General features: G+C 42.6%; 24 protein-coding genes. 5 read left to right on the forward strand and 19 right to left on the reverse strand.

Annotated features, from left to right (window positions below; genetic code table 11):
* Positions 1–9: 9 nt before the first annotated feature.
* Entirely contained in the window at positions 10–312 is a 303-nt protein-coding gene (locus HP552_RS08390) for a carboxymuconolactone decarboxylase family protein (protein ID WP_024634194.1), read from the reverse strand.
* A gap of 383 nt (positions 313–695) precedes the next feature.
* Here HP552_RS08390 and HP552_RS08395 point away from each other — a divergent pair, with 383 nt between their 5' ends.
* Positions 696–1,211: an arsinothricin resistance N-acetyltransferase ArsN1 family A gene (locus HP552_RS08395; RefSeq protein ID WP_175395094.1), complete on the forward strand. Its 516-nt coding sequence runs from the start codon at positions 696–698 to the stop codon at positions 1,209–1,211.
* Positions 1,212–1,308: 97 nt separating this feature from the next.
* Here the strand turns inward: HP552_RS08395 and HP552_RS08400 are convergent, their stop codons facing one another.
* The 17 genes from HP552_RS08400 to HP552_RS08480 all read right to left on the reverse strand — a co-directional run bounded on the left by HP552_RS08400 (position 1,309) and on the right by HP552_RS08480 (position 15,410).
* A complete protein-coding gene (locus tag HP552_RS08400) occupies positions 1,309–1,746 on the reverse strand; it encodes a protein-tyrosine phosphatase family protein (RefSeq protein ID WP_076215291.1) in 438 nt (145 codons plus the stop codon).
* Between the two features lie 27 nt (positions 1,747–1,773).
* Positions 1,774–2,055, reverse strand: a complete 282-nt coding sequence (locus tag HP552_RS08405; protein ID WP_076215288.1) for a HesB/IscA family protein — start codon at positions 2,053–2,055, stop codon at positions 1,774–1,776.
* A gap of 17 nt (positions 2,056–2,072) precedes the next feature.
* Complete coding sequence (gene arsA, locus HP552_RS08410; protein ID WP_175395095.1) at positions 2,073–3,854, reverse strand: arsenical pump-driving ATPase; 1,782 nt, start codon at positions 3,852–3,854, stop codon at positions 2,073–2,075.
* 19 nt (positions 3,855–3,873) lie between these two features.
* Positions 3,874–4,239, reverse strand: coding sequence for an arsenite efflux transporter metallochaperone ArsD (gene arsD / locus HP552_RS08415; protein ID WP_175395096.1), 366 nt, complete (start codon positions 4,237–4,239; stop codon positions 3,874–3,876).
* Positions 4,240–4,296: 57 nt separating this feature from the next.
* The gene (arsC, locus tag HP552_RS08420) at positions 4,297–4,716 is read right to left on the reverse strand and encodes an arsenate reductase (thioredoxin) (protein WP_175395097.1); all 420 of its coding nucleotides are present in this window, start codon (positions 4,714–4,716) and stop codon (positions 4,297–4,299) included.
* A gap of 38 nt (positions 4,717–4,754) precedes the next feature.
* Positions 4,755–6,050, reverse strand: coding sequence for an arsenic transporter (locus HP552_RS08425; protein ID WP_312884243.1), 1,296 nt, complete (start codon positions 6,048–6,050; stop codon positions 4,755–4,757).
* Between the two features lie 107 nt (positions 6,051–6,157).
* Positions 6,158–6,484, reverse strand: a complete 327-nt coding sequence (locus tag HP552_RS08430; protein ID WP_175395098.1) for an ArsR/SmtB family transcription factor — start codon at positions 6,482–6,484, stop codon at positions 6,158–6,160.
* A gap of 155 nt (positions 6,485–6,639) precedes the next feature.
* Complete coding sequence (locus tag HP552_RS08435; protein WP_024634429.1) at positions 6,640–6,963, reverse strand: ArsR/SmtB family transcription factor; 324 nt, start codon at positions 6,961–6,963, stop codon at positions 6,640–6,642.
* A gap of 124 nt (positions 6,964–7,087) precedes the next feature.
* The gene (pstB, locus tag HP552_RS08440) at positions 7,088–7,840 is read right to left on the reverse strand and encodes a phosphate ABC transporter ATP-binding protein PstB (protein WP_024634428.1); all 753 of its coding nucleotides are present in this window, start codon (positions 7,838–7,840) and stop codon (positions 7,088–7,090) included.
* A 19-nt stretch (positions 7,841–7,859) separates the two neighbouring features.
* Positions 7,860–8,753: a phosphate ABC transporter permease PstA gene (pstA, locus tag HP552_RS08445; protein ID WP_024634427.1), complete on the reverse strand. Its 894-nt coding sequence runs from the start codon at positions 8,751–8,753 to the stop codon at positions 7,860–7,862.
* The gene (gene pstC / locus HP552_RS08450) at positions 8,754–9,671 is read right to left on the reverse strand and encodes a phosphate ABC transporter permease subunit PstC (RefSeq protein ID WP_024634426.1); all 918 of its coding nucleotides are present in this window, start codon (positions 9,669–9,671) and stop codon (positions 8,754–8,756) included.
* A gap of 83 nt (positions 9,672–9,754) precedes the next feature.
* Positions 9,755–10,744: a PstS family phosphate ABC transporter substrate-binding protein gene (locus HP552_RS08455; RefSeq protein WP_024634425.1), complete on the reverse strand. Its 990-nt coding sequence runs from the start codon at positions 10,742–10,744 to the stop codon at positions 9,755–9,757.
* Between the two features lie 122 nt (positions 10,745–10,866).
* Positions 10,867–11,295: an arsenate reductase/protein-tyrosine-phosphatase family protein gene (locus HP552_RS08460; RefSeq protein ID WP_175395099.1), complete on the reverse strand. Its 429-nt coding sequence runs from the start codon at positions 11,293–11,295 to the stop codon at positions 10,867–10,869.
* The gene (locus tag HP552_RS08465) at positions 11,295–12,014 is read right to left on the reverse strand and encodes a winged helix-turn-helix domain-containing protein (RefSeq protein ID WP_175395100.1); all 720 of its coding nucleotides are present in this window, start codon (positions 12,012–12,014) and stop codon (positions 11,295–11,297) included. Before HP552_RS08465 ends, HP552_RS08460 begins: the two co-directional genes overlap by 1 nt.
* A 335-nt stretch (positions 12,015–12,349) precedes the next feature.
* Positions 12,350–13,756, reverse strand: coding sequence for an NAD(P)-binding domain-containing protein (locus tag HP552_RS08470; RefSeq protein WP_175395101.1), 1,407 nt, complete (start codon positions 13,754–13,756; stop codon positions 12,350–12,352).
* Between the two features lie 80 nt (positions 13,757–13,836).
* Positions 13,837–14,295 (reverse strand): MarR family winged helix-turn-helix transcriptional regulator, encoded by a 459-nt coding sequence (locus tag HP552_RS08475; RefSeq protein ID WP_175395102.1) that lies wholly within the window; start codon positions 14,293–14,295, stop codon positions 13,837–13,839.
* Positions 14,296–14,342: 47 nt separating this feature from the next.
* A complete protein-coding gene (locus HP552_RS08480; protein WP_175395103.1) occupies positions 14,343–15,410 on the reverse strand; it encodes a flavin-containing monooxygenase in 1,068 nt (355 codons plus the stop codon).
* Positions 15,411–15,721: 311 nt separating this feature from the next.
* Between HP552_RS08480 and HP552_RS08485 the strand changes: the two genes are divergently transcribed.
* Positions 15,722–16,261, forward strand: coding sequence for a cupin domain-containing protein (locus HP552_RS08485; protein WP_175395104.1), 540 nt, complete (start codon positions 15,722–15,724; stop codon positions 16,259–16,261).
* 81 nt (positions 16,262–16,342) lie between these two features.
* Here HP552_RS08485 and HP552_RS08490 read toward each other — a convergent pair whose 3' ends face one another.
* On the reverse strand, positions 16,343–16,912 hold the full coding sequence (locus HP552_RS08490; protein WP_312884253.1) for a recombinase family protein: 570 nt from the start codon (positions 16,910–16,912) through the stop codon (positions 16,343–16,345).
* Between the two features lie 136 nt (positions 16,913–17,048).
* On the opposite strand from HP552_RS08490, the gene HP552_RS08495 reads away from it, so the two are divergent.
* The 3 genes from HP552_RS08495 to HP552_RS08505 all read left to right on the forward strand — a co-directional run bounded on the left by HP552_RS08495 (position 17,049) and on the right by HP552_RS08505 (position 20,783).
* A complete protein-coding gene (locus HP552_RS08495; protein WP_175395106.1) occupies positions 17,049–18,512 on the forward strand; it encodes a SulP family inorganic anion transporter in 1,464 nt (487 codons plus the stop codon).
* 16 nt (positions 18,513–18,528) lie between these two features.
* The gene (locus tag HP552_RS08500) at positions 18,529–18,948 is read left to right on the forward strand and encodes a universal stress protein (protein WP_175395107.1); all 420 of its coding nucleotides are present in this window, start codon (positions 18,529–18,531) and stop codon (positions 18,946–18,948) included.
* Between the two features lie 101 nt (positions 18,949–19,049).
* Positions 19,050–20,783 (forward strand): ribonuclease J, encoded by a 1,734-nt coding sequence (locus HP552_RS08505; RefSeq protein ID WP_281366023.1) that lies wholly within the window; start codon positions 19,050–19,052, stop codon positions 20,781–20,783.

A 20,783-nucleotide genomic window follows, 5' to 3' on the forward strand; every position in this document is an offset into this window, starting at 1 on the left:
AATCCCTCCTTATCTGCAACACTCGGATTGGGAACTCTGTGGCAAGATACCTTCTTGAGTGGAGGTTTCATTGAATAATTTCTTTGTTTTGGCTACGGCGATGATACCGGCAACTTGTCCAATTTCTTCGTTCGTAATGAACTCTTGCTTAGCAGAAATAAGTGCCTTCCTCAAATCTTCTTGATCTCCGATTATCATCGCACTTGTTAGTTCAACTAATGCTCGATCTCTGGGTGAGAGGTACTCCGCTCTTAGAGCTTCTTCCACAAAATCAGTATACTTCCGATGTAGCTCAGGCAATAATTGGAGCATTTTAAATTCACCTCACGATAGAATGGTTAGTACATTTATATCAATCTATCCTTATGTAAAGACAGACATGATAACTCACTTATAATAGTTGTTTAACGCAAGTAATTACACGCCTTGTTATATATCACATTTAAATGAATAAGAATCACACATTGAATACACTTCATTATTTATGGCTTAATTCACCTTAAAATAAGGATACAAAATACATTTACTTGAATAATTTTCCTTTATTATATTCTGATAATTTGCAAATAGCAACTTTATTTTTCGTTGTTCAACATTAAATTTAAGTGTTGATTTCCAAAAACAGTCATGCTAAAGTCTGTTCATGAATTCATTATTTACTTACAATAGATAGTTAAAAAGTGAGGGATTCTTATATGCAAATGGTATCTATCCGCCAAGCCAAAGTGAACGATTTAAATAGTATATTGGGCATCTACAATCAAGGCATTGAAGATCGAATTGCAACGCTAGAAACGGAAACGAAAGATATGATATACATACAAAAATGGTTTAACCAACATCAAGGGAGACATGTCGCATTGGTAGCAGAGGTATCAGAACAAGTTATTGGATGGGCTTCGTTAAATCCGTACTCGCACCGTTGTGCTTATCACGGTGTCGCTGATTTGTCGATATATATTCATAGAGAGTATCGTGGAAAAGGCATTGGAAATGCGCTCCTTTTGGAGTTAGAAAATGAAGCGAGGAAGCATAACTTTCATAAAATTGTGTTGTTTACCTTTCCCTTTAATAAGGCTGGGCAAGGATTATACCAGAAACTGGGGTATCGAACTGTAGGTGTTTTTGAACAGCAAGGTATTATGGATGGCGAACTTATTGATATTATGATTATGGAAAAACTCATTCACCAAGCTGGAATGCACGGATAAAGGGATGAAAACAACGCTCTTCAGCGACTACTAAAAAAAATGATAAAGGGACGTCGTCATTGTGTATGACAACGTCCCTTTATTAAAAGAAATAATATTAACTATTATTTGCTTCATACATATTCTTCAGTACATGACGCATTTCAGGCTTGATTGAAATGTCCGGACGTCTCTCCATTGCGAGTTTTTCGGCTTCTTCAACTGTAGTAGCTTCACCCAAGTTCATCAAAAGAGCTGTAGCTACTGTACCCGTACGGTTCCGGCCACCAGCACAGTGAAAGAATACTTTTTTACCTTCCTGAACAGCTTCAGTCACGGCTTGAATAGCGGACTTGATGGATTCTTCCTGATCATTCCGATTTTCAACAATTGGATAATGATGTCGGTGTGCTGAATCAGGAAATCCTTCTTGTGCCTTACCATCATCTCGGAGATCAAATACCTCAGTTACACCTTGCTCCTTAATCGCACTTAGAGCAGCATCTGCTCCCCCAATATATACTTTACCTTTAACCAGTTCATGATAGTTAGACATCGTTATCCTCCTGTTTTCTAATTGTGCTTAACAGCAACTTGAGCCTCCACTAACGACGAGTCCAAGTCCATCGTCGTATTGTTCCACATCCAGGGTGATTGATTTTACGGTAGCTACTATCTCAGGATCAACAGCTACGCGAATCGCATTTATTTCCTGTACCACATCATTCTCATCAGGATCAGCGAGCCCTAGTTGATAACTGGGCCCACAGCACCCTCCGCTAACCATGGCAAATCGAAGCGTATGCACGCCTGCTTCTCTCATCATTTCTACAATATAGGCTTTTGCTCCATCGGTAATCACCATCGTCGATCAGTCTCCTTTTATACTTCATTCGGGCTTACTACTTCAGTCCAGGTCTTTAGACTGTCATAACCAACAACCTCTTTGGATTCCCAAGGAATAATTACGGTGTTTCCCTCTGAAGCTTTATGAATCTGCTGAATCCATTCCTGCTCAGCAATGGCTCGTCCGCTAAGAATAGGATCCATGGTGTCTGTCACGGCAAAACTTTGATTAATAGTCCACCACTTGGTTGGTATACTGGCCCGCTGCAAGTCCTGTTCCAAACGAAAAGCCTCATAATACGGTGTAGCCTCTGCGAGTGTAACAATAACAACACTTGTTTCATTCGGATCACGAAGTCGTGGTAACAAATGCTGAACCGCAGCCGGTATGGCACCTGCTGAACGTGCAATCTCCTTATGATACTCTTCCGTTGCATCGAGAAGAAGTAACGTGTGCCCTGTTGGAGCCGTATCAATAACGACAATCTCATGGCTGCTTCGTTCAACCAGATTGGCAAATGCACGGAAAACTGCAATTTCTTCAGTACAAGGCGATCTTAAATCTTCTTCCAGGTAAGCCAGACCATCCTCGTCCAAAGAATCCTTGTTCTGCTCCAGGACTTCCTGTTTATATCGTTCCAGTTCAACCTTCGGATCGATACAACTCACGGTGATGTTGTCCGTCTCTTGTTCGAGCACATGACTCAGATGGGAAGCGGGATCGGTTGTGCTCAGATGTACCCGGTGACCTCTCTCTGCCAGACCAACTGCAATAGCAGATGCAACCGTTGTTTTGCCTACGCCGCCTTTTCCCATGGTGAAGATCACTCGGATCCCTTTGCTCTCCATATCATCTATGAGATGTTGCAAGGGGAAAACCAACGAAGGATTTACATTTTTCTCCTGTACCAGGCTAACCTCCGGGGCATCAAAGAAATGACGCAAATGCTCAATGCCAGTGATGTTAAATGGCGCTAGAGGAATTTGATAAATTGGAAGCTGCTGAACGGCTTCAGGAAGCTTCTCCAATGCACGTACCTGTCGACCGTAAAAAGCAGAAGAAACCGTATCCTGCTCCATAACCGAAGAAAGCATCCCGTTCACGATCAACAACTGATTCTGAATACCGATCTCTCCAAGCTCTTGCGATGCCCGCGCAGCTTCTTTCAGCGGAGAATCATCCGGACGAGTGACCAGTACAAGTGTCGTTTCATTGGAATCAGACAAGGTCTGGACGGCATCCTCATATAATGTTTTTTTCGCTTCCAGACCGGCAAGCGGTCCCAGACAGGAAGCCCCATGTGTACTTTCAGATAAAAACCCGCTCCAGGCGGTTGGCAATTGCAACAAACGCAGCGTGTGCCCTGTCGGAGCCGTATCGAACAAGATGTGATCATACTGCTCTCGCAGTTCTTGATTAGTCAGCATGGAACTGAACTCATTAAAGGCAGCTATTTCAACCGTACAGGCTCCAGATAATTGCTCTTCCATCGTCGCGATCACTGTGTCTGGAAGCACGCCGCGGTATGGCCCAACCATCTCAGCTTTGTACTCATTAGCAGCGGTTTCAGGATCGAGATTGGCGGCATCCAGATTTTTCATTCCAATTACAGGTACGGGGTGATTAGAAAGCTCCATACCAAAAACATCCTGTAGGTTAGAAGCTGGATCGGTGCTCACCAGCAAAACACGCTTTCCCGAATCGGCAAGGGATACGGCTGTTGCACAAGCCGTGGACGTCTTGCCTACGCCCCCTTTTCCGGTAAAAAACAGATAAGGGGTTAACGACATGGATTTCGGTTCAAATCGGTTTAACATGTTGAGAGGACCTTCTTCCCTAAAGCTTAGATTTGGTGTTGACTTCAAGTCGTATTCTCGGTTTAGCCACTAGCTCTTCTTCCGTCAGACCCGTCCATTGAACAAATTCGTCATTGCTTGGGTAAGCACTTTCCTTTACGACTTGCCCATCAACAATAATAATTGGCAGCACTTGGGGACCCTTTTCAGCCAAAAGCTGTCCTACGAGCGGACTTGACACAAAAGCATCAGGTTCACTGGATAAGTTATAACGAGATACCTGAAACTGTTTCTTTTGCAGATTATGGACGACAGCAGATACACGAATCAGTTCCGGATCAACACCCGGACCACACACGCCGGAAGAACAACACATCGCAGGATCGTAGATCTCCATTGTTTTCAAACCGAACACCCCTTTCGAAATTAGAAAAGCCGGGAAACATTCTCCCGGCAGTTTGTATTATTTGCCGGTTTCAGCGAACGTTTTAATGCGCTCCCCAATCTGGTCACGAACCGTTTGGAATACAGCCCACTTCTCTTCATCTGTACCTTGCGCTTTGGCAGGATCATCGAATCCCCAGTGTTCCCGCTTGACATGTGGTGGTGTCATTGGACATTTATCCGCGGCGTCTCCACACAATGTGACTACAAAATCAGCATTGTTCAACAACTCTGAATCAATGATATCGGAAGTTTGAGTGGAAATATCCAGGTCAACTTCTTTCATGGCTTCCACTGCTTTTGGATTCAGACCGTGTGCCTCGATGCCTGCACTATAGATGTTCCAGTCCTCACTTAGATATTTCTTGGCCCAGCCTTCGGCCATTTGGCTCCGGCAAGAGTTGCCTGTGCATAGGAAGTACAGTGTTTTTTTACTCATGTTCATCGTCTCCTCGTTGTTTGAATTATAGAATGCTTTTATATAATGCTTAACCACAGATACAGACCCAATAGCGTAATAAGCAGAGTCGGAACGGTGATAATGATACCTGTCTTAAAGTAAGTTCCCCATGAGATTTTGACGCCTTTCGTGCTAAGCACATGAAGCCAGAGCAGCGTCGCCAGTGAACCGATCGGGGTAATCTTTGGCCCCAGGTCTGATCCAATAATATTGGCGTAGATGAGCGCCTCCCGAACCGTTCCCGTAGCCGTTGTTGCATCAATGGCAAGTGCATCAATTAGCACGGTAGGCATATTGTTCATCAAGGATGAAATAATTGCTGCGATAAAGCCCATACCAATCGTTGCAGCAAACAATCCTTGATCCGCCACAGCCTGGATGACCACGGCCAGGAGATCCGTTAAACCCACGTTACGTAGACCATAAACTACGACATACATGCCGATGGAGAAGAATACGATGGCCCACGGCGCTTCTTTGACCACCAATGTAGTCGGTACAGCAGAACTGCGGGAAGCCATGAACAGGAAGAATATCGCGACAACACCGGCCACAAGGGATACGGGAATACCAACGAATTCACTGGTGAAGTATCCAATGAGCAGAACTCCCAAGACCACCCACGACAATCGAAACATTTTCATATCTTTAATGGCAGATACCGGAGGTTTCAATTCACTGGCATCAAAACGTTTGGGAATACTCTTTCGGAAGAAGAGATACAATACGCCGATACTCGCAACCAGTGAGAACAGATTCGGAACAAACATCCTTCCTGCGTACTCCATGAATGTAATCCCAAAGAAGTCAGCAGATACAATGTTGACCAGGTTACTTACAACCAGTGGCAAAGAGGTCGTATCCGCAATAAATCCGCTGGCGATAATGAATGGAAACACTTTTTTCTCATCGAAATTCAGTGCGCGTACCATGGCTAGAACAATCGGTGTCAGAATCAGTGCGCCTCCGTCATTGGCAAAGAAGGCAGAAACCACAGCACCCAAGATCGAGACGTAAACAAACATCCGGACACCATTTCCGTGAGCAGCCTTGGCCATATGTAAGGCAGCCCACTCGAAAAATCCGATACGATCCAGAATTAACGAAATCAGAATGATCGCTACAAACGCAAGCGTGGCATTCCAAACAATTTGCGTCACATCCCAGACGTCTTGGAGATTGACCACACCCACAAGTAAAGCAAGAATTGCTCCGCCGCAAGCTGACCAACCAATGGACAGGTTTTTAGGCTGCCAGATGACGAGGACTAGCGTAATTAAAAAGATAATGCAGGCCATGACGACAGAAAACACAAGTTCTACCTCCTCTAATCAAATACAGTATAGCTAATAACATTCTCCTCATACCTTCATGTCATTCAATCATTATATAATGATGTACTTATATAATGATCAAAAGTTCAACTACAAATGCGAGGTACGTCCACCTTGTTCAAAGTCCGGAGAATGTTTTGGGAATCAGGCATGGCGTCCAGAACGGTTTTGATATAAGGTGTATCATCCACATTTAAAGAATAGTAGACCCACTGTCCTCGTTTATTTTCCTTAACCATCCCTTGATCCTTTAATTTACGTAAATGCTGACTAATCCCCGGTTGAGAAATATCCAAGACATCAACAAATTCGCAAACACACCAATCCCGATCTTTAAGGAGCGTCAACATGGTTAAACGGGTTTTGTCTCCCAAGAGCTTTAGTTTGTCTGCCGCTTCATGTATGGTCTTCAATTGAATTCCTCCTTCCAGAATATATAATCTAATAATTATATTATAATATAATTATTTAATTGTATCAATCCTTTACCGTAAAAAAAGTGTGCGTCGACTCCATGGTATAAAAAGTCCACGCACACCGTTTTATTCGGTTGAGTATTCAGCCTCCCTTAACACTGGGAACCGACTCCTTTTTTCCCCAAAGACAGTAGCACAGTTTCCTGATCTGGCATCTGATCGAGCACCGCTTTAATATATGGCTTATCTTCTACATCTAAGGAATAGTATACCCACTGCCCCCGGCGTGTTTCGCTAACAATCCCCTGAGACTTTAATTTGCGTAAATGTTGGCTAATTCCGGGTTGAGACATATCAAGTACTTCAACAAAATCACATACACACCATTCTTTCTCTCTTAAGAGAATGAGCATGGTCAGACGGGTTTTATCTCCAAGCAACTTTAACTTATCTGAAATTTGTTCAATAGATTCCATTTGCGTTCATCCTTCCCTGCGTTCAACAATCCTAACTGATATATAAGTTTATATTTATATTCTAAAGCAAGGATATGTTGAAATCAAGGAAGTCAGTGTAATGCTTCTTTCGTGAACATAACCTTCAACCAAAACGACCTGCAACATAATTCTCCGTTTTTGGATTTTTCGGGTTACTAAATATTTGGCTTGTGTCGTCGTATTCAATCAGTTCTCCATCCAGAAAAAAGGCACAATGATCTGAAATCCTTGCAGCTTGATGCAAGTTGTGAGTCACCATCACAATCGTATAGGATTGTCGAAGTTCTTTAACGAGTTCTTCAATTTTAAGGGTGGATAACGGATCTAATGCAGCAGTAGACTCATCCATCAGCAAAATTTCAGGATTCATCGCCAGAGCTCGGGCGATACATAAGCGCTGCTGTTGTCCTCCTGAAAGCTGCAGAGCGGATTTTTTTAGCAGGTCTTTCACTTCGTCCCATAAAACCGCTGCTTTCAGACTCTTCTCCACAATATCATTCAACTCGGGTTTGCGGGTAATGCCGTGTAACCGAGGACCATAAGCGATATTATCATAGATTGATTTGGGAAACGGATTAGGCTGCTGAAACACCATTCCCACTTTTTTTCGGAGTAGTTCCACACGCACTTGATCATCATAGATAGCATGCCCCATAATGCGAATATTTCCTTCAATTCGCACCCCATCGATACGATCATTCATCCGGTTAATGGTTCGAAGAAGTGTTGATTTTCCACAGCCCGAAGGACCAATAAACGCAGTAATGGAATGTTCAGGTACATCTAGACTAATATTTTTCACAGCCTGTTGCTGTCCATAAAATACACTCAAGTCTTGAATTTGAATGGCGTTCATACAATATGTCTCCTTAAAATTACAGGTTTTTCTGATATTTATTTCTCAATACAACGGCAATCAGATTAAGTGTAAGCAGCAGAATGAGCAGAACAATAATACCACTCGCGGCTAAATCGTGAAACGAAGTCTGCGGTTTGGATATCCAGTTGTATACCTGTATAGGAAGCACCGTAAATTGGTCCATCAGATTACTAGGTAAAAAGGCTACATAGGTTAAAGCTCCAATCATCACCAGAGGAGCCGTTTCTCCGATTGCTCTGGACACTGCCAAAATGATCCCCGTCAAGATCCCTGGAAAAGCGGACGGAAGGACAGAACGTTGTACGGTCTGCCATTTGCTGGCTCCCAGTGCAAAAGAAGCATCTCTGCGGGAACCTGGAACGGCTTTTATCGCTTCTTGTGCAGACACGATAATCACCGGCAGGACAAGCAGTGTCATGGTTAATGCCCCGGATATCAGACTTCGCTCCAGGTTTAATCCTCTCACAAAAATGGTGAGTCCCAGGATACCATAGACAATGGATGGAACTCCGGCAAGTGTACTAATATTAAGCTGTATTAGTCTAGTCAGCCTGTTTTTCTTTGCGTACTCTTCCAAAAATATAGCTGCTCCGACACCAATAAGAAATGAAATTGGAGCCATGATACAGACCATATAGAGCGTTCCAACGAGGGCTGACTTCAAGCCAGACCCCTCTGCCCTGCGAGAAGGGTAATTGGTAAATAACTCAGGAGTAAATGTAGCAACTCCGTCAATCATAATATCGATAATAAGAAGCATAAGTGCAAGTACCCCGACGGACGTCGCCGCCAGAAACAAAATTTTCATCCAACCGTCTCTTTTTTTTCTGGCCTGAACCTGTTTTGTTTCTGTACTCTGGATGTTCTGCTTCACAACCGTTTCAGGCATTTAGTAGACCTCCCTATATCTTTTCGATACAGCCGCAGCAATGATATTTAAGATAAGCGTGATTACAAACAACGTAAGACCTACAGCAAAAATAGATCCATACGCTAGTGATCCATGCGGAGTATCACCCAAACTCACTTGCACGATGTAAGCTGTCATGGTTTGAATACTATCAAGTGGGTTCGCCGTAAGCTGAGGAGTCGCACCTGCTGCAACAGTTACAATCATGGTCTCTCCTATAGCACGAGAAAAGGCAAGAACAAATGAAGAGATAATTCCGGATAATGCTGCAGGAAGAACAACTTGTACAGCCACTTCAAATCGTGTTGCCCCCAGCGCATAAGCCCCGTATCGCAAACTGCTGGGCACAGCTCTCATGGCATCTTCGCTGAGTGATGAAACCATAGGAATGATCATCACGCCAACGGCAATTCCTGCACTTAGGGCATTAAACAGACTCGTTCCGGGAATAAGCGTTTGAATGACAGGGGTAATAAAGCTTAAGGCAAAATATCCATAAACGATGGTTGGAACTCCGGCCAAAACCTCTAGCACAGGTTTCACGATGTTTCGTACTCGCAGTGTTGCATATTCACTCAAATAAATGGCTGTTGCCAGCCCTACAGGGATGGCAATACAACAAGCAATTAGCGTGACCATCAATGTTCCAAACATTAACGGAACTACCCCAAAGCTTACTGGCTGAATTAACGGCGCCCAAGTCGTACCTGTTAAAAATTCAAGAATCGGCACCTGCTTGAAGAATGCAATGGATTCTGAAACGAGTGTGTATACGATGCCTATTGTTGTAAGGATGGACACCAATGCACATAAGAATAAAAGGAAAGGCATCACATAATCTGCGTATCGCACCTGGTTAGAGCGAAAAGGATGATTTCCTTGGGGTATTGTGTTCATATCAGCTCTCCTCATTAAAAACTAAAGCGTGTGTGACGCCTCTTGGTCCCCAAGAAGCATCACACACGTTAAGGTTTACGCGGTTACTTTAACTTCTCCAAATCTTCCTTATACATTTCTTCTGGCAAACGAATATAGCCGACCTCTTCTGACAATTCAGCAGCATTCGTCAAGTAGTATTCAACAAATGCCATAACTTCAGGATTTTCCAGCTTTTGTTTGTTCACATAAATATAAAGCGGTCTGGATAGAGGTGCATAGGTCCCATCATTAATCGTTTCGTGTGTAGGTGTAATTGGACCGTTTCCTCCATCAATGGGAACCACCTTCAACTTGTCCTGATTCTCTTCATAGTAAGCAAATCCGAAATACCCAAGGGAATACTTCTCACCTGCCACACCTTGAACCAGTGTATTATCATCTTCACTGAATGTAACTTGCGCATCGTTCCGGCTTTGCTGCGCTTCCTCGTTTACCGTTTCTGTGAAGTAGTCAAATGTTCCTGAATCGGCACCTGGTGAGTAGATTTTAATATTCTCATTTGGCCATTCACTGCGTACGTCACTCCATTTCATGACTGTACTTCCAGGTTTGAAGATGCTGTGCAACTCTTCTACAGTCAGATGATCGACCCAGTCATTCTCGGGATTGACCAAGACGGAAAGACCATCATATGCAACTTCAAGTTCCAGATACTCTACGCCATTTGCTTTCGCATTTTCGGCTTCTTCCGGTTTAATTGGACGGGATGCATTATTAATCGCCGTCTCTCCGTTAGCAAATCGTTTAAACCCGCCTCCTGTACCTGAAACACCAACGGTGACACGGACATCTCCATGTTCTTTACCAAACTCTTCAGCTACCGCCTCAGTAACGGGATATACCGTACTTGATCCGTCAATATCCACCGTTCCTGTCAATTTTTCCGAGGTGCCTTGTTCTTCTGATGTAGCGGTTTGTCCATTCCCTGAACTCTCGTTACTACCTGTACTAGCTGTACCCCCTGCGCATGCTGACAAAGATAGTGCTCCTACCAGCACCAACAGCATATAAAACCATTTTCCCTTTTTCATGATCCCCATCGCTCCTAAAATTTAATGTTTATATACACATATCATTATTAGTTTATATGATTAAATGAATTCTCCTTTTGTGTTAAATCTGTGTAAAAGGTTTAGCCACAATCGTTTTGGATTCAAAAAGTCCGGAGTAATCCATATTCGTTAAGTAGCTCTCTCACGTACATTTTGATCTCATCTCTAGTTTGACGAACAGCAAGGATCGTAGGATTATTTGCAGCGAGTGGATCGGTAATCGGCCATACTCGGTAATCCAGACCAAAAGGGATTACGGGACAGGCCTCTCTGGTCTCATCGCACAGTATAATAATAACGTCGGAATCTACAAATGAAATCATATTGAGGAGCTTGCCCGACTCTTCATGACAAGGCACATGTTCTTCCTGAAGAACTTGAACGGTGAGTGTATGAACAGGCCTCGGATCAATTCCTCCGCTATCGACCTGAACCCGTCTGTCCGCATAGAAAGAAGTATACGAAGCCGCGAGCTGACTTCGACAACGATTATGTGTACACCAGAAAAATATTCGTTTGGGCTGCTTCATTAACTCACTCCTTTAAATTGCAAGCAATATCCAAAGTTTCGTTTCGTCTGAATATGAATCAAATCATCAAATATCTCTATCTTCCGCCGCAGTTCATTCACGTAATACTCAACACGCCTCCGGTCCAGTACAATGTCTTTCGCTAGCAAAAGTTTTAGCTGTTCAGCCGATGTATACTGCTCTGGCCGTTGAAGAAGTTGCATTAACAGATAAATTTCTGCCTTGCGTAGTGCCTGACGAACATGCCCCAAACGTATCTCCATACAATCGAGATAAATTTCAATTTCATTTAACTTAAATGCTTTATGTTGAACAGATACTTGCCAGTCATAAGGTCGAATCTTCATTCTGTACTTGGCCCAAATCAACTTTAGTTTCAAGTTCAATTCCTCAAATTCAAAAGGAACGTTAAGATTTTCCTTAACAAAATCTAAACCTTCTCCAGCTTCATTTCTTTCATCATCAACGGGCGTCTCAGCAAGCAAGAGAATTGGTGGCGTATGTCGAAAAGACTGTATTGTCAAAAGAATATCCCTCTCCTTGGCTCGCTTCGAATCTAAAATAATCAGATCCAGATGACTCGAATCTGTATAGTGTCTATCTTCAAAGTTTTTGACGTGGTATCCTTGCTTGGATAAACCGAATTGTAATAAGCTGATCATCATTGGATTATGATGAATAACTAAAATTTGTTTTGGTACAAAGTCCATCCATTCCATAAGCAAAAGCACACCTTCTTCCGTAGACTATAATCAATCTTCTTGAGATACTTGAGTGTCGATAAAAAAACTTTATTTCAGACAAATATAAGCCTATGCTTATATTGTAATACTCAATTTGCCTAAAGCAAATGGTTTTACAGAAATTTTACAAAAGGCTGGTTTTCAGCAATCCTGATTGAGTGGCTAAAAGATAACCATATCAACATAATTACCGTTTGAAGAAGTAGACCGAGCCATAATAATTGACGGAAGCAGGAAAATTCAAGAAGAATATAAAAAGGTACGTTAACAATTAGGTTGTTAACGTACCTTTTTTGAAATTTCAACTTATATCATCCTTCATTAGAACAAGAGGAATTGCAATCACCGGTGGCTTGAACTTGCTTTGCTTGTGGACGACTGACACTGCATACCCCTGTTTCAGGCAGATCGAGTTCTACTTTTGCAGCAGCCTCCAGATCACCCGCCAGAAAAGCAACTACAGATCGAACTTGTTCGTAACCTGTGGCCATCAGGAAGGTCGGTGCACGGCCATAACTTTTCATACCCACAATATACAGGCCTGGTTCTGTATGACGCAATTCCTTTTCCCCATGAGGTCGAACGGTACCGCAACTATGAACGTTCGGATCGATCAGCGGAGCCAACGTTTCCACACTTTCTGTTGCCTGGTCAATGCTCAAACGTAGTTCGCCAAGGAAGGAAAAGTCAGGTCGGCTTCCTGCATTCACAATGATTTCATCCATGTGCTGCAGTTCGCGGCTTTCCCCAAGCTGCTCTCCACGAATAGTGATTCTCTCCCCATCTTGCTTCAACTCCTGAATGTGGAACGGAGTGACCACACTAACCTTTCCGGAATCCACCAATTCATGCATGCGACTGCCTAATTCCCCCCTAGCTTCCAGTTGATCATTCGCTTTTCCACCATAAGCTTCCTCTACTTGATCTCTTCGCATAATCCAGGTCAGTTTTGTATGAGCATTCGTTTCTTGCAGTTTAGCTAAATCAAGTAAGGTATTTAAGGCTGAATGGCCGCCACCTACGACAGCAATATGTTTACCCGTGTAGCGCACTTGATCGGCTTCAAGTACATCCGGTATACCATAGAATATCTGTTTATGAAGAGATTGCTCCTGCGAAGTCAGTACTCCGCTTGAAAGCACCGGATTTGCTTTTCCCCAGGTTCCCGAAGCGTCAATGATAGCTCTCGCCTCATATTGTTTGGCCTTTCCTTTTTCTTCTACATAGATGACAAAAGGTTGTTGTTCTCTACCGGGTGTTTTCATTTTATCTGTATTTTTGCGACTGGTCCCAACAACACGTGTATTCAAATGAAGATCGGAGTTTATCTCGGGTAACTCAGCGAGTGGTCGTAAATACTGATCACGCAGCTCATGTCCCGTCGGTAATTCGTCTGGAGATGGGGCAATCCACCCATTCTTCGTCAACAACCTTTCTGCTGCTTTATCTAGGTTATACTGCCATGGCGAAAATAGACGAACATGGCCCCACTTGGAGATATTCTCACCTACTTTACTCCCCGCCTCAAAAATGATAAAGGATTGGCCAGCTTCAATCAGATGTGCCGCTGCTGCCAGACCAATAGGCCCAGCACCAATGATGGCTACAGGTAAATGAGATAGCTCTCCTTGGTGTACAGGATCTTGAAGAGAGATCTGCTTTTCCATGAGCGTAGGTTCACAACAGGACTCGACTGGTTTAAATTCAATGTTTTTCATTTCAAATGACCTCCAGTAGTTAGTTAAATATATTTGCAACCTACAAGTATTAGAGAAATGTAACGGGGTAATAATGCTCATTACCCCACTGACGTACAGCACATTTTCGATTTTAACATACTCTCATTAAGCAGTTTAACAGATTGCATAACGATTGCTTTTTCTGTATCGGTCATGAAAGAAAAAACCTCTTCCAGATGTGTATTCATCCGATGATCTATAGCTGTCGCTACAAACTTCCCCTCTACCGTCAATCTCAGAATGTATACTCTCCGATCTTCAGGATGAGGTGTTTTTAAGACCAGGTTTTTCTTAATCAACGTCTGTATTTGACGACTAAAGGTTGTAATATCCATGGCTAGCGTTTCGGCAATTTGTTGCATAGATGGCTCATGTTGATGGTCAATTTCATATAGGATATGACTTTGGATTAAAGATATTTCCTGCTCTCCAACCGTGCAACAATTTTTATCCAGCAAGCCGAAGCGACGTACCATGATCTGTAATAACTCTCTTGGGTTTTGGTTATCCGGCAACATGATCACCTCTTGGTGTCTATTATAATCATATTATTTGTATATTGCAACTATTTTAAATTATTCTGCTTTTCTAAATTGTTTTGGATATGCTTAACGACATACTCAGCATCTGGCCCCACACCCCGAAGAGTTGCTGATGCAAAGGAGCGCTGTCCAGACAAGCCTACAAAATAAAGTCCGGGGATTGTCTTGCTAATCCCGTTCTTTTGCTCGGGTTCGCCTTGACCATCCAGTCCACCTAATGCATCAATATAAGAAACGTTGGAACGATATCCTGTCGCGAAAATGACGGTTTGGACCTCTTCTTGTGTTCCATCAGACCAGATCACACCTCTGTCATAAAATGCGGTGAACATTTTCTTTTGTTTCGGGTTCCCCGCTTTAAGCCGCTGCTTATATCCATCCAAATCCAGAACGGATGACCCGTTTGCAAATGACTTCCCAAATTTCCAAAACGAATCGATCCCCGTTAGCTTAAACCAGAAGTGAATATCCTGGCCCAAGAGACGCTGCGGGATTAGTGCTACTGGTTCTCTCACAGCAAGTGTTGTTTCAGCTACTTCGGATAGTTCCATCGCAATCTGAACCGCGGAATTTCCTCTCCCTACAACAATGACCGATTGATTATGAAAAGGGGCCGGTGTTCGATACGTCGCGGAATGTAAGATTTCTCCCTCAAATTGTTCATGGTTTGGAATCGAAGGGGTATAGGGTCTACTAAACGATCCAGTTGCCAAAATCAGATTGCGAGCCACGTATTTCTCTCCACTTGAAGTTGTTACTGTAAAAACCCCGGATTCTTTGGATACTTGATCTACATGGCTGTTATAAACCAAAGGCAATCCAAAATGAGAAGCATAGTCCTTCAAGTATTGAATAACTTCATCACGTTGTGGGTATCGATCCCCTGGAGAATCTATCGAAAGCCCCGGCAGAGACGAGTACTTGGCCGGTGAGAATAACTTCAAATTATCGTAATACTGTGGCCACGCCCCTACCGCTGCTCCTCCTGCCTCCAAAATCAAAAAAGACAGCCTTTTCTTTTTTAAATGATAACCGGAAGCAAGTCCTGCCTGACCTCCACCAATAACAATGACATCCCAGATTGGCTCCATAACACATCTCCTTCAAATATAATTAGAGTGATTCATTCTTACAAGGTATGTACTCGTTTAGTATAATTGTTTATTTGCAAATTGCAAGTATATTTCTTCGATGACTAGTTATCTCATCTAAAAAGCTACCCTGGAAGTGTTCATTAAAACGCTCGGTAAAAAAATTATAACGTTTACTTACGTAAACGCTCCACGTCATAAAACCAATGTAAACATGTAGGCTTATGCCCATTATTGCAAATGTTGTATACCTTTCTATAGGCGGCTGCATAGGGTGTGAGTAGATATTTCACCAAAGAAGGAGAATGACTATGTACCCTAAATTATCAAATCGAAATCAATGGCATAATCCAGTGCCTAACATCCGGAATAACAACGGACAGGTCCTCACCCCTCCGTATTGCCATGGAAATGTGAACCTTAGTCACCCTGGTGGAAATATAGAATTAAGAGATTATGGACAACAACCACTTGTAATCAATATTGATCAAGCTACAAAGTATAATCAAAATTATCGTACGGCTCTATGGACAGGAAAGCACTTTCAAGTGACTCTGATGAGTATCCGTGTTGGCGAAGATATCGGTCTGGAAGTCCACCCGACAACCGATCAATTCATACGGATTGAAGAAGGTCAGGGACTTGTGCAAATGGGAGACGAGAAAGACAAATTGAATTTTCAAACGATGGCCTGTGAGGACTATGCCGTTATGGTGCCTGCTGGAAAATGGCACAATATCACCAACACAGGCAGTATACCTCTTAAAGTGTACGTGATCTATGCACCGCCTGAGCATCCTTATGGGACAGTGCATGGAACAAAAGCCATTGCCATGTCTTCTGAAAGTTAGTTGATCGTATTCTAATGCAATTTACAAAACCTGATTTCTCTTCATCGTCGTGGAGAAAAATCAGGCTATTTCTTAATTTAATTACTTATCGAGGTATCGATACAGCGTTGTTTTGCTAATACCTGTTTCTTCACGAATTTCAGCAAGACTGTACTCTTTACTTTCATACATTTGTATCGCCTTCATTACGTTCCCATCCAATTTACGAGGACGACCTAACTTCGTCCCCTTTTCCTTCGCTTCATCCATTCCTTTTTTCGTGCTTTCACTGCTTAAATCTCCTTGGAAGTCAAGTAAAGCCTTCACATGCTCCAGAAAAATACGACCAGAACTGTCCTGTGTATTCAAATTTTCATTCAGAGAATACAGATGGGCCTCTCGCTTTTGAAATTCCTTCAGCAGATCGACAAGATGTTTTGTAGAGTCAGCTAAGGAGAACAATCGAGTAACAACGACGACATCTCCTACCTGGAGCTCGTTCATCATGGCATTTAGCTGCGTTCTTTGCTTTGCAGATGAATGTTCTTCCTTCAATATTCGATCACAGGATTTCCGTTTTAAAATTTCGTGTTGATTTTGACATCTCGGATCATCCTGTGAAGGTCTCATATAGCCAATAATCATGTTAAAACTCCTAACTGCAACTGACATTATAAAATTATAACACAAAATAAGAACCAAAATGGTTCCTTTTTGGGACTCCCTGTGATAAGATCAATATACTTCAACCGGATATGACTTTTAGTCGAGTAAGAGTCATAAAAAAAGATAAGGAGTGGAAGTACACGTGATTGAACGGATTAAGAAAGATTGGTTCTCTAATATTCGAGGGGACATATTAGCCGGGATTGTAGTGGCATTGGCACTCATCCCCGAAGCCATTGCATTTTCTATTATTGCTGGTGTAGATCCCATGGTGGGTCTGTATGCATCGTTTTGTATTGCTGTCATCATCTCATTTATTGGTGGCCGACCAGGGATGATTTCGGCTGCTACTGGAGCCATGGCCTTACTTATGGTTCCTTTGGTCAAGGAACATGGCGTTCAGTATTTACTGGCTGCCACCATTCTTACTGGGGTTATCCAATTGCTTTTTGGCGTATTCAAAATCGGGAAACTCATGAAATTCATCCCGAGGGCTGTCATGATCGGCTTTGTGAATGCTCTCGCTATTCTGATATTCATGGCACAAGTTCCCCATTTTGTAGGCATATCTACGCTGACCTACATCTTCGTTGGAGTTACCTTACTTATTGTATATGTTTTACCCCGATTCTTCAAAGCCATTCCAGCACCTCTTATTGCCATTGTGGTTCTAACCGCAGCTGCCATTTGGGGGAACCTGAATTTAGGAACAGTTGGAGAGTTAGGCATTATCACACAATCTCTTCCCTCATTCTTTATTCCCGATATTCCTTTTAATATCGAAACATTGCAAATTATATTCCCTTATTCCATTTCTCTGGCTATTGTCGGATTGGTTGAATCTCTATTAACGGCTTCCATCGTGGATGATATGACGGGAACGAACAGTAACAAAAACAAAGAAGCTCGCGGACAAGGAATTGCCAATGTCATTACCGGTTTCTTCGGCGGGATGGCAGGTTGCGCCATGATTGGACAGTCTGTGATCAACGTCAAGTCTGGTGGGCGAGGAAGGTTATCTACACTCGTTGCAGGCGTATTCCTCATGTTCCTTATCCTTGTACTTGGCGGTATCGTTGTTCAGATCCCTATGCCTGTACTCGCCGGGATCATGATCATGGTAGCCGTCGGAACGTTTGACTGGTCTTCCTTCTCTTATCTCCGTAAAGCACCTAAAAGTGATGCACTTGTGATGCTAGTCACCGTTATTGTTGTTGTAGCGACCGATAATCTTGCATTGGGTGTCATTGTCGGCGTCATTCTTAGTGCGATATTCTTCGCTTCCAAAATCTCAAAGGTTAAAGTGAGGCATCTCTCCACGGAGAAAAACGTAAGATTTGATGTGACGGGTCAATTATTCTTTGCATCCGTGGAAGGGTTTATTGAATCTTTTGACTTCGAGATTGCGGATTCGGAAATTGTCATTGATTTTTCAAATGCACATATTTGGGATGACTCAGGTGTAGGGGCTGTCGATAAAGTAGTCATTAGATATCGGGAGAATCATAACCGAGTTAAGATTAAAGGACTGAATACGTCAAGTGAAAAACTCGTAAATAAGTTAGCGGTGTATCAAGATCCAAATGCACAATTAAAATCACATTAAGGTAGGAGAGATGAACATGTATCAACATATTCTACTTGCTGCAGATGGTTCTAACAATGCCATTCGGGCAGCGAAAGAAGCCGCTTATATTGCATCATTGATTCCAGATGTCGAAGTTGAGATTCTGTTTGTTGTAGACCTGTCCAAGGTCAAAGAGGAAGTTCTCCATTCTCAGAATCATGAGGAAATTGAACTGAAACGTAAACAGAAACTTATGCCTGTTCAGCAAGAACTTACAGAGAAACATGTGAACTATCGAGTTACCTTCGTAAATGGAGATCCTGGTCCTACGATTGTTGATTACGCGAATAAGAACAGCGTTGATCTGCTTATTATCGGAAGTCGGGGACTGAACTCCTTACAGGAATTCGTACTTGGAAGTGTGAGTCATAAAGTCGTTAAGAGGGCTCATTGTCCAGTTATGATTGTGAAATAGATGATGGATATGAAGCATGGGGCCTCTGCAATTGCAGAGGTCTCGCTTCTTTTTCTAAAAGGAATTAGATCATTTAAACGTTGACTGGAGGAGAGAATATCTTGGAACACTCCAAATTAAAGACTCAAAAACCACAAAAAACATCACGCTATCTTCCTCCTGCTGTACGTATTTTTGCGCTTGGAGGTCTCGGGGAAATTGGAAAGAACATGTATGGGATCGAATACAAAAATGAAATCATTTTGATTGACGCAGGTTTGAAATTCCCAGATGCCCATATGAATGGTGTAGATTACATTATTCCTGATATACGTTATTTGCTGGACAAGCCTCAACAGATCAAAGCTCTTTTCCTTACCCATGGACATGAAGATCATATTGGTGCTGTCCCCTACTTGCTCAAACATCTTTCCTTTCCAATCTATGGCGGTGCACTAACGATCGACTTGGTCAAAGCCAAGTTGGAAGAGCACAAGTTAACGAATTCAGTGGATTTTCATATCATTCAGGATCACGAACGCGTGTCATTTCAGCATCTTTCTGTTCATTTTTTCCGAACAATACACAGCATACCCGATGCTTTTGGTATCGTTGTAGATACACCCTATGGTTCTATTGTGCACACAGGTGACTTCAAATTTGATATGACACCTGAAGGAAAGACAGCGGACCTTCATAAAATGATGCAATTAGGTGAAAAAGGTGTGCTTGCTTTGCTGTCTGATAGTACCAACAGTGAACGCGAAGGTCAGTCTCTTTCAGAACATACAGTGGGTAAATCTGTTTTGGAATTAATCCAGCAATGTGAAGGTCGAGTTTTGTTTGCGACTTTTGCGTCCAATGTCCACAGGTTACAACAAGTTATTCATGCTGCTTCGGAGTGTAATCGGAGAATTTTAATACTGGGCCGCAGCATGGAAAAAATATTCTCCATTGGTCAAGAACTTGGACACCTTCATATACCACAAGGTATGCTAATGGATATGAAGGAAATCCACACCACTCCACATCATCAAGTCATCATTTTATGCACGGGTAGTCAAGGAGAGCCTAATGCAGCTTTAACCCGTATTGCAGCCGGCTCCCACCGTCACGTTCAAATATTTCCAGGAGATACAGTTGTCTTTTCTTCTTCTCCGATTCCTGGTAACATCATTCAAGTCAATCGAAGCATAGATATGCTGATGCGTTCTGGAGCCGCTGTCCTCTACGGAGCGGAGTATGACATTCATACTTCCGGGCATGGATCACGTGAGGATTTAAAACTGATGATACGGACCATGCGCCCGAAATATTTCATACCGATCCATGGAGAATATCGAATGCTGGTAAGTCATCAAAAACTAGCTGAGCAAGTTGGAATACCCTCCAACAGAATATATGTATTGAATATTGGAGAGCCTCTCCTCATTACTAAATATCATGCTCGAAAAGGAAGAAATCTCCCTTCGGGATCGTCATTTGTGATACGTGGTAAAGTTGAAAGTCATGAGCCTGAACTCATTGATGAACGCAATAGATTGGCTAAGGATGGCGTACTTATTGTCGCACTTGTCTTAAACAATGAGACATGCCAAATGATAGCAGGGCCTGACCTCATTAGCCGAGGGTTTGTCTATGTACGAGATGCTAATGAACTAATGAAAACAGCAGAATCACATTTGAAATCCGCACTATATGGACTAGAGCAGAAAAAAGAAGCCCGCTGTGAAATCTGGGAACATAAGATCTCAGAAGTACTCCAGAACTTCTTTTACTCACAATTACAACGTACTCCTGTCATTTTCTCTTCCATTCATAGCGTTTCACATCCTACTCAAGTAAAGGACGACTAA

It is taken from the genome of Paenibacillus xylanilyticus (assembly GCF_013359935.1).
Classification (GTDB): Bacteria; Bacillota; Bacilli; order Paenibacillales; family Paenibacillaceae; genus Paenibacillus; species Paenibacillus xylanilyticus.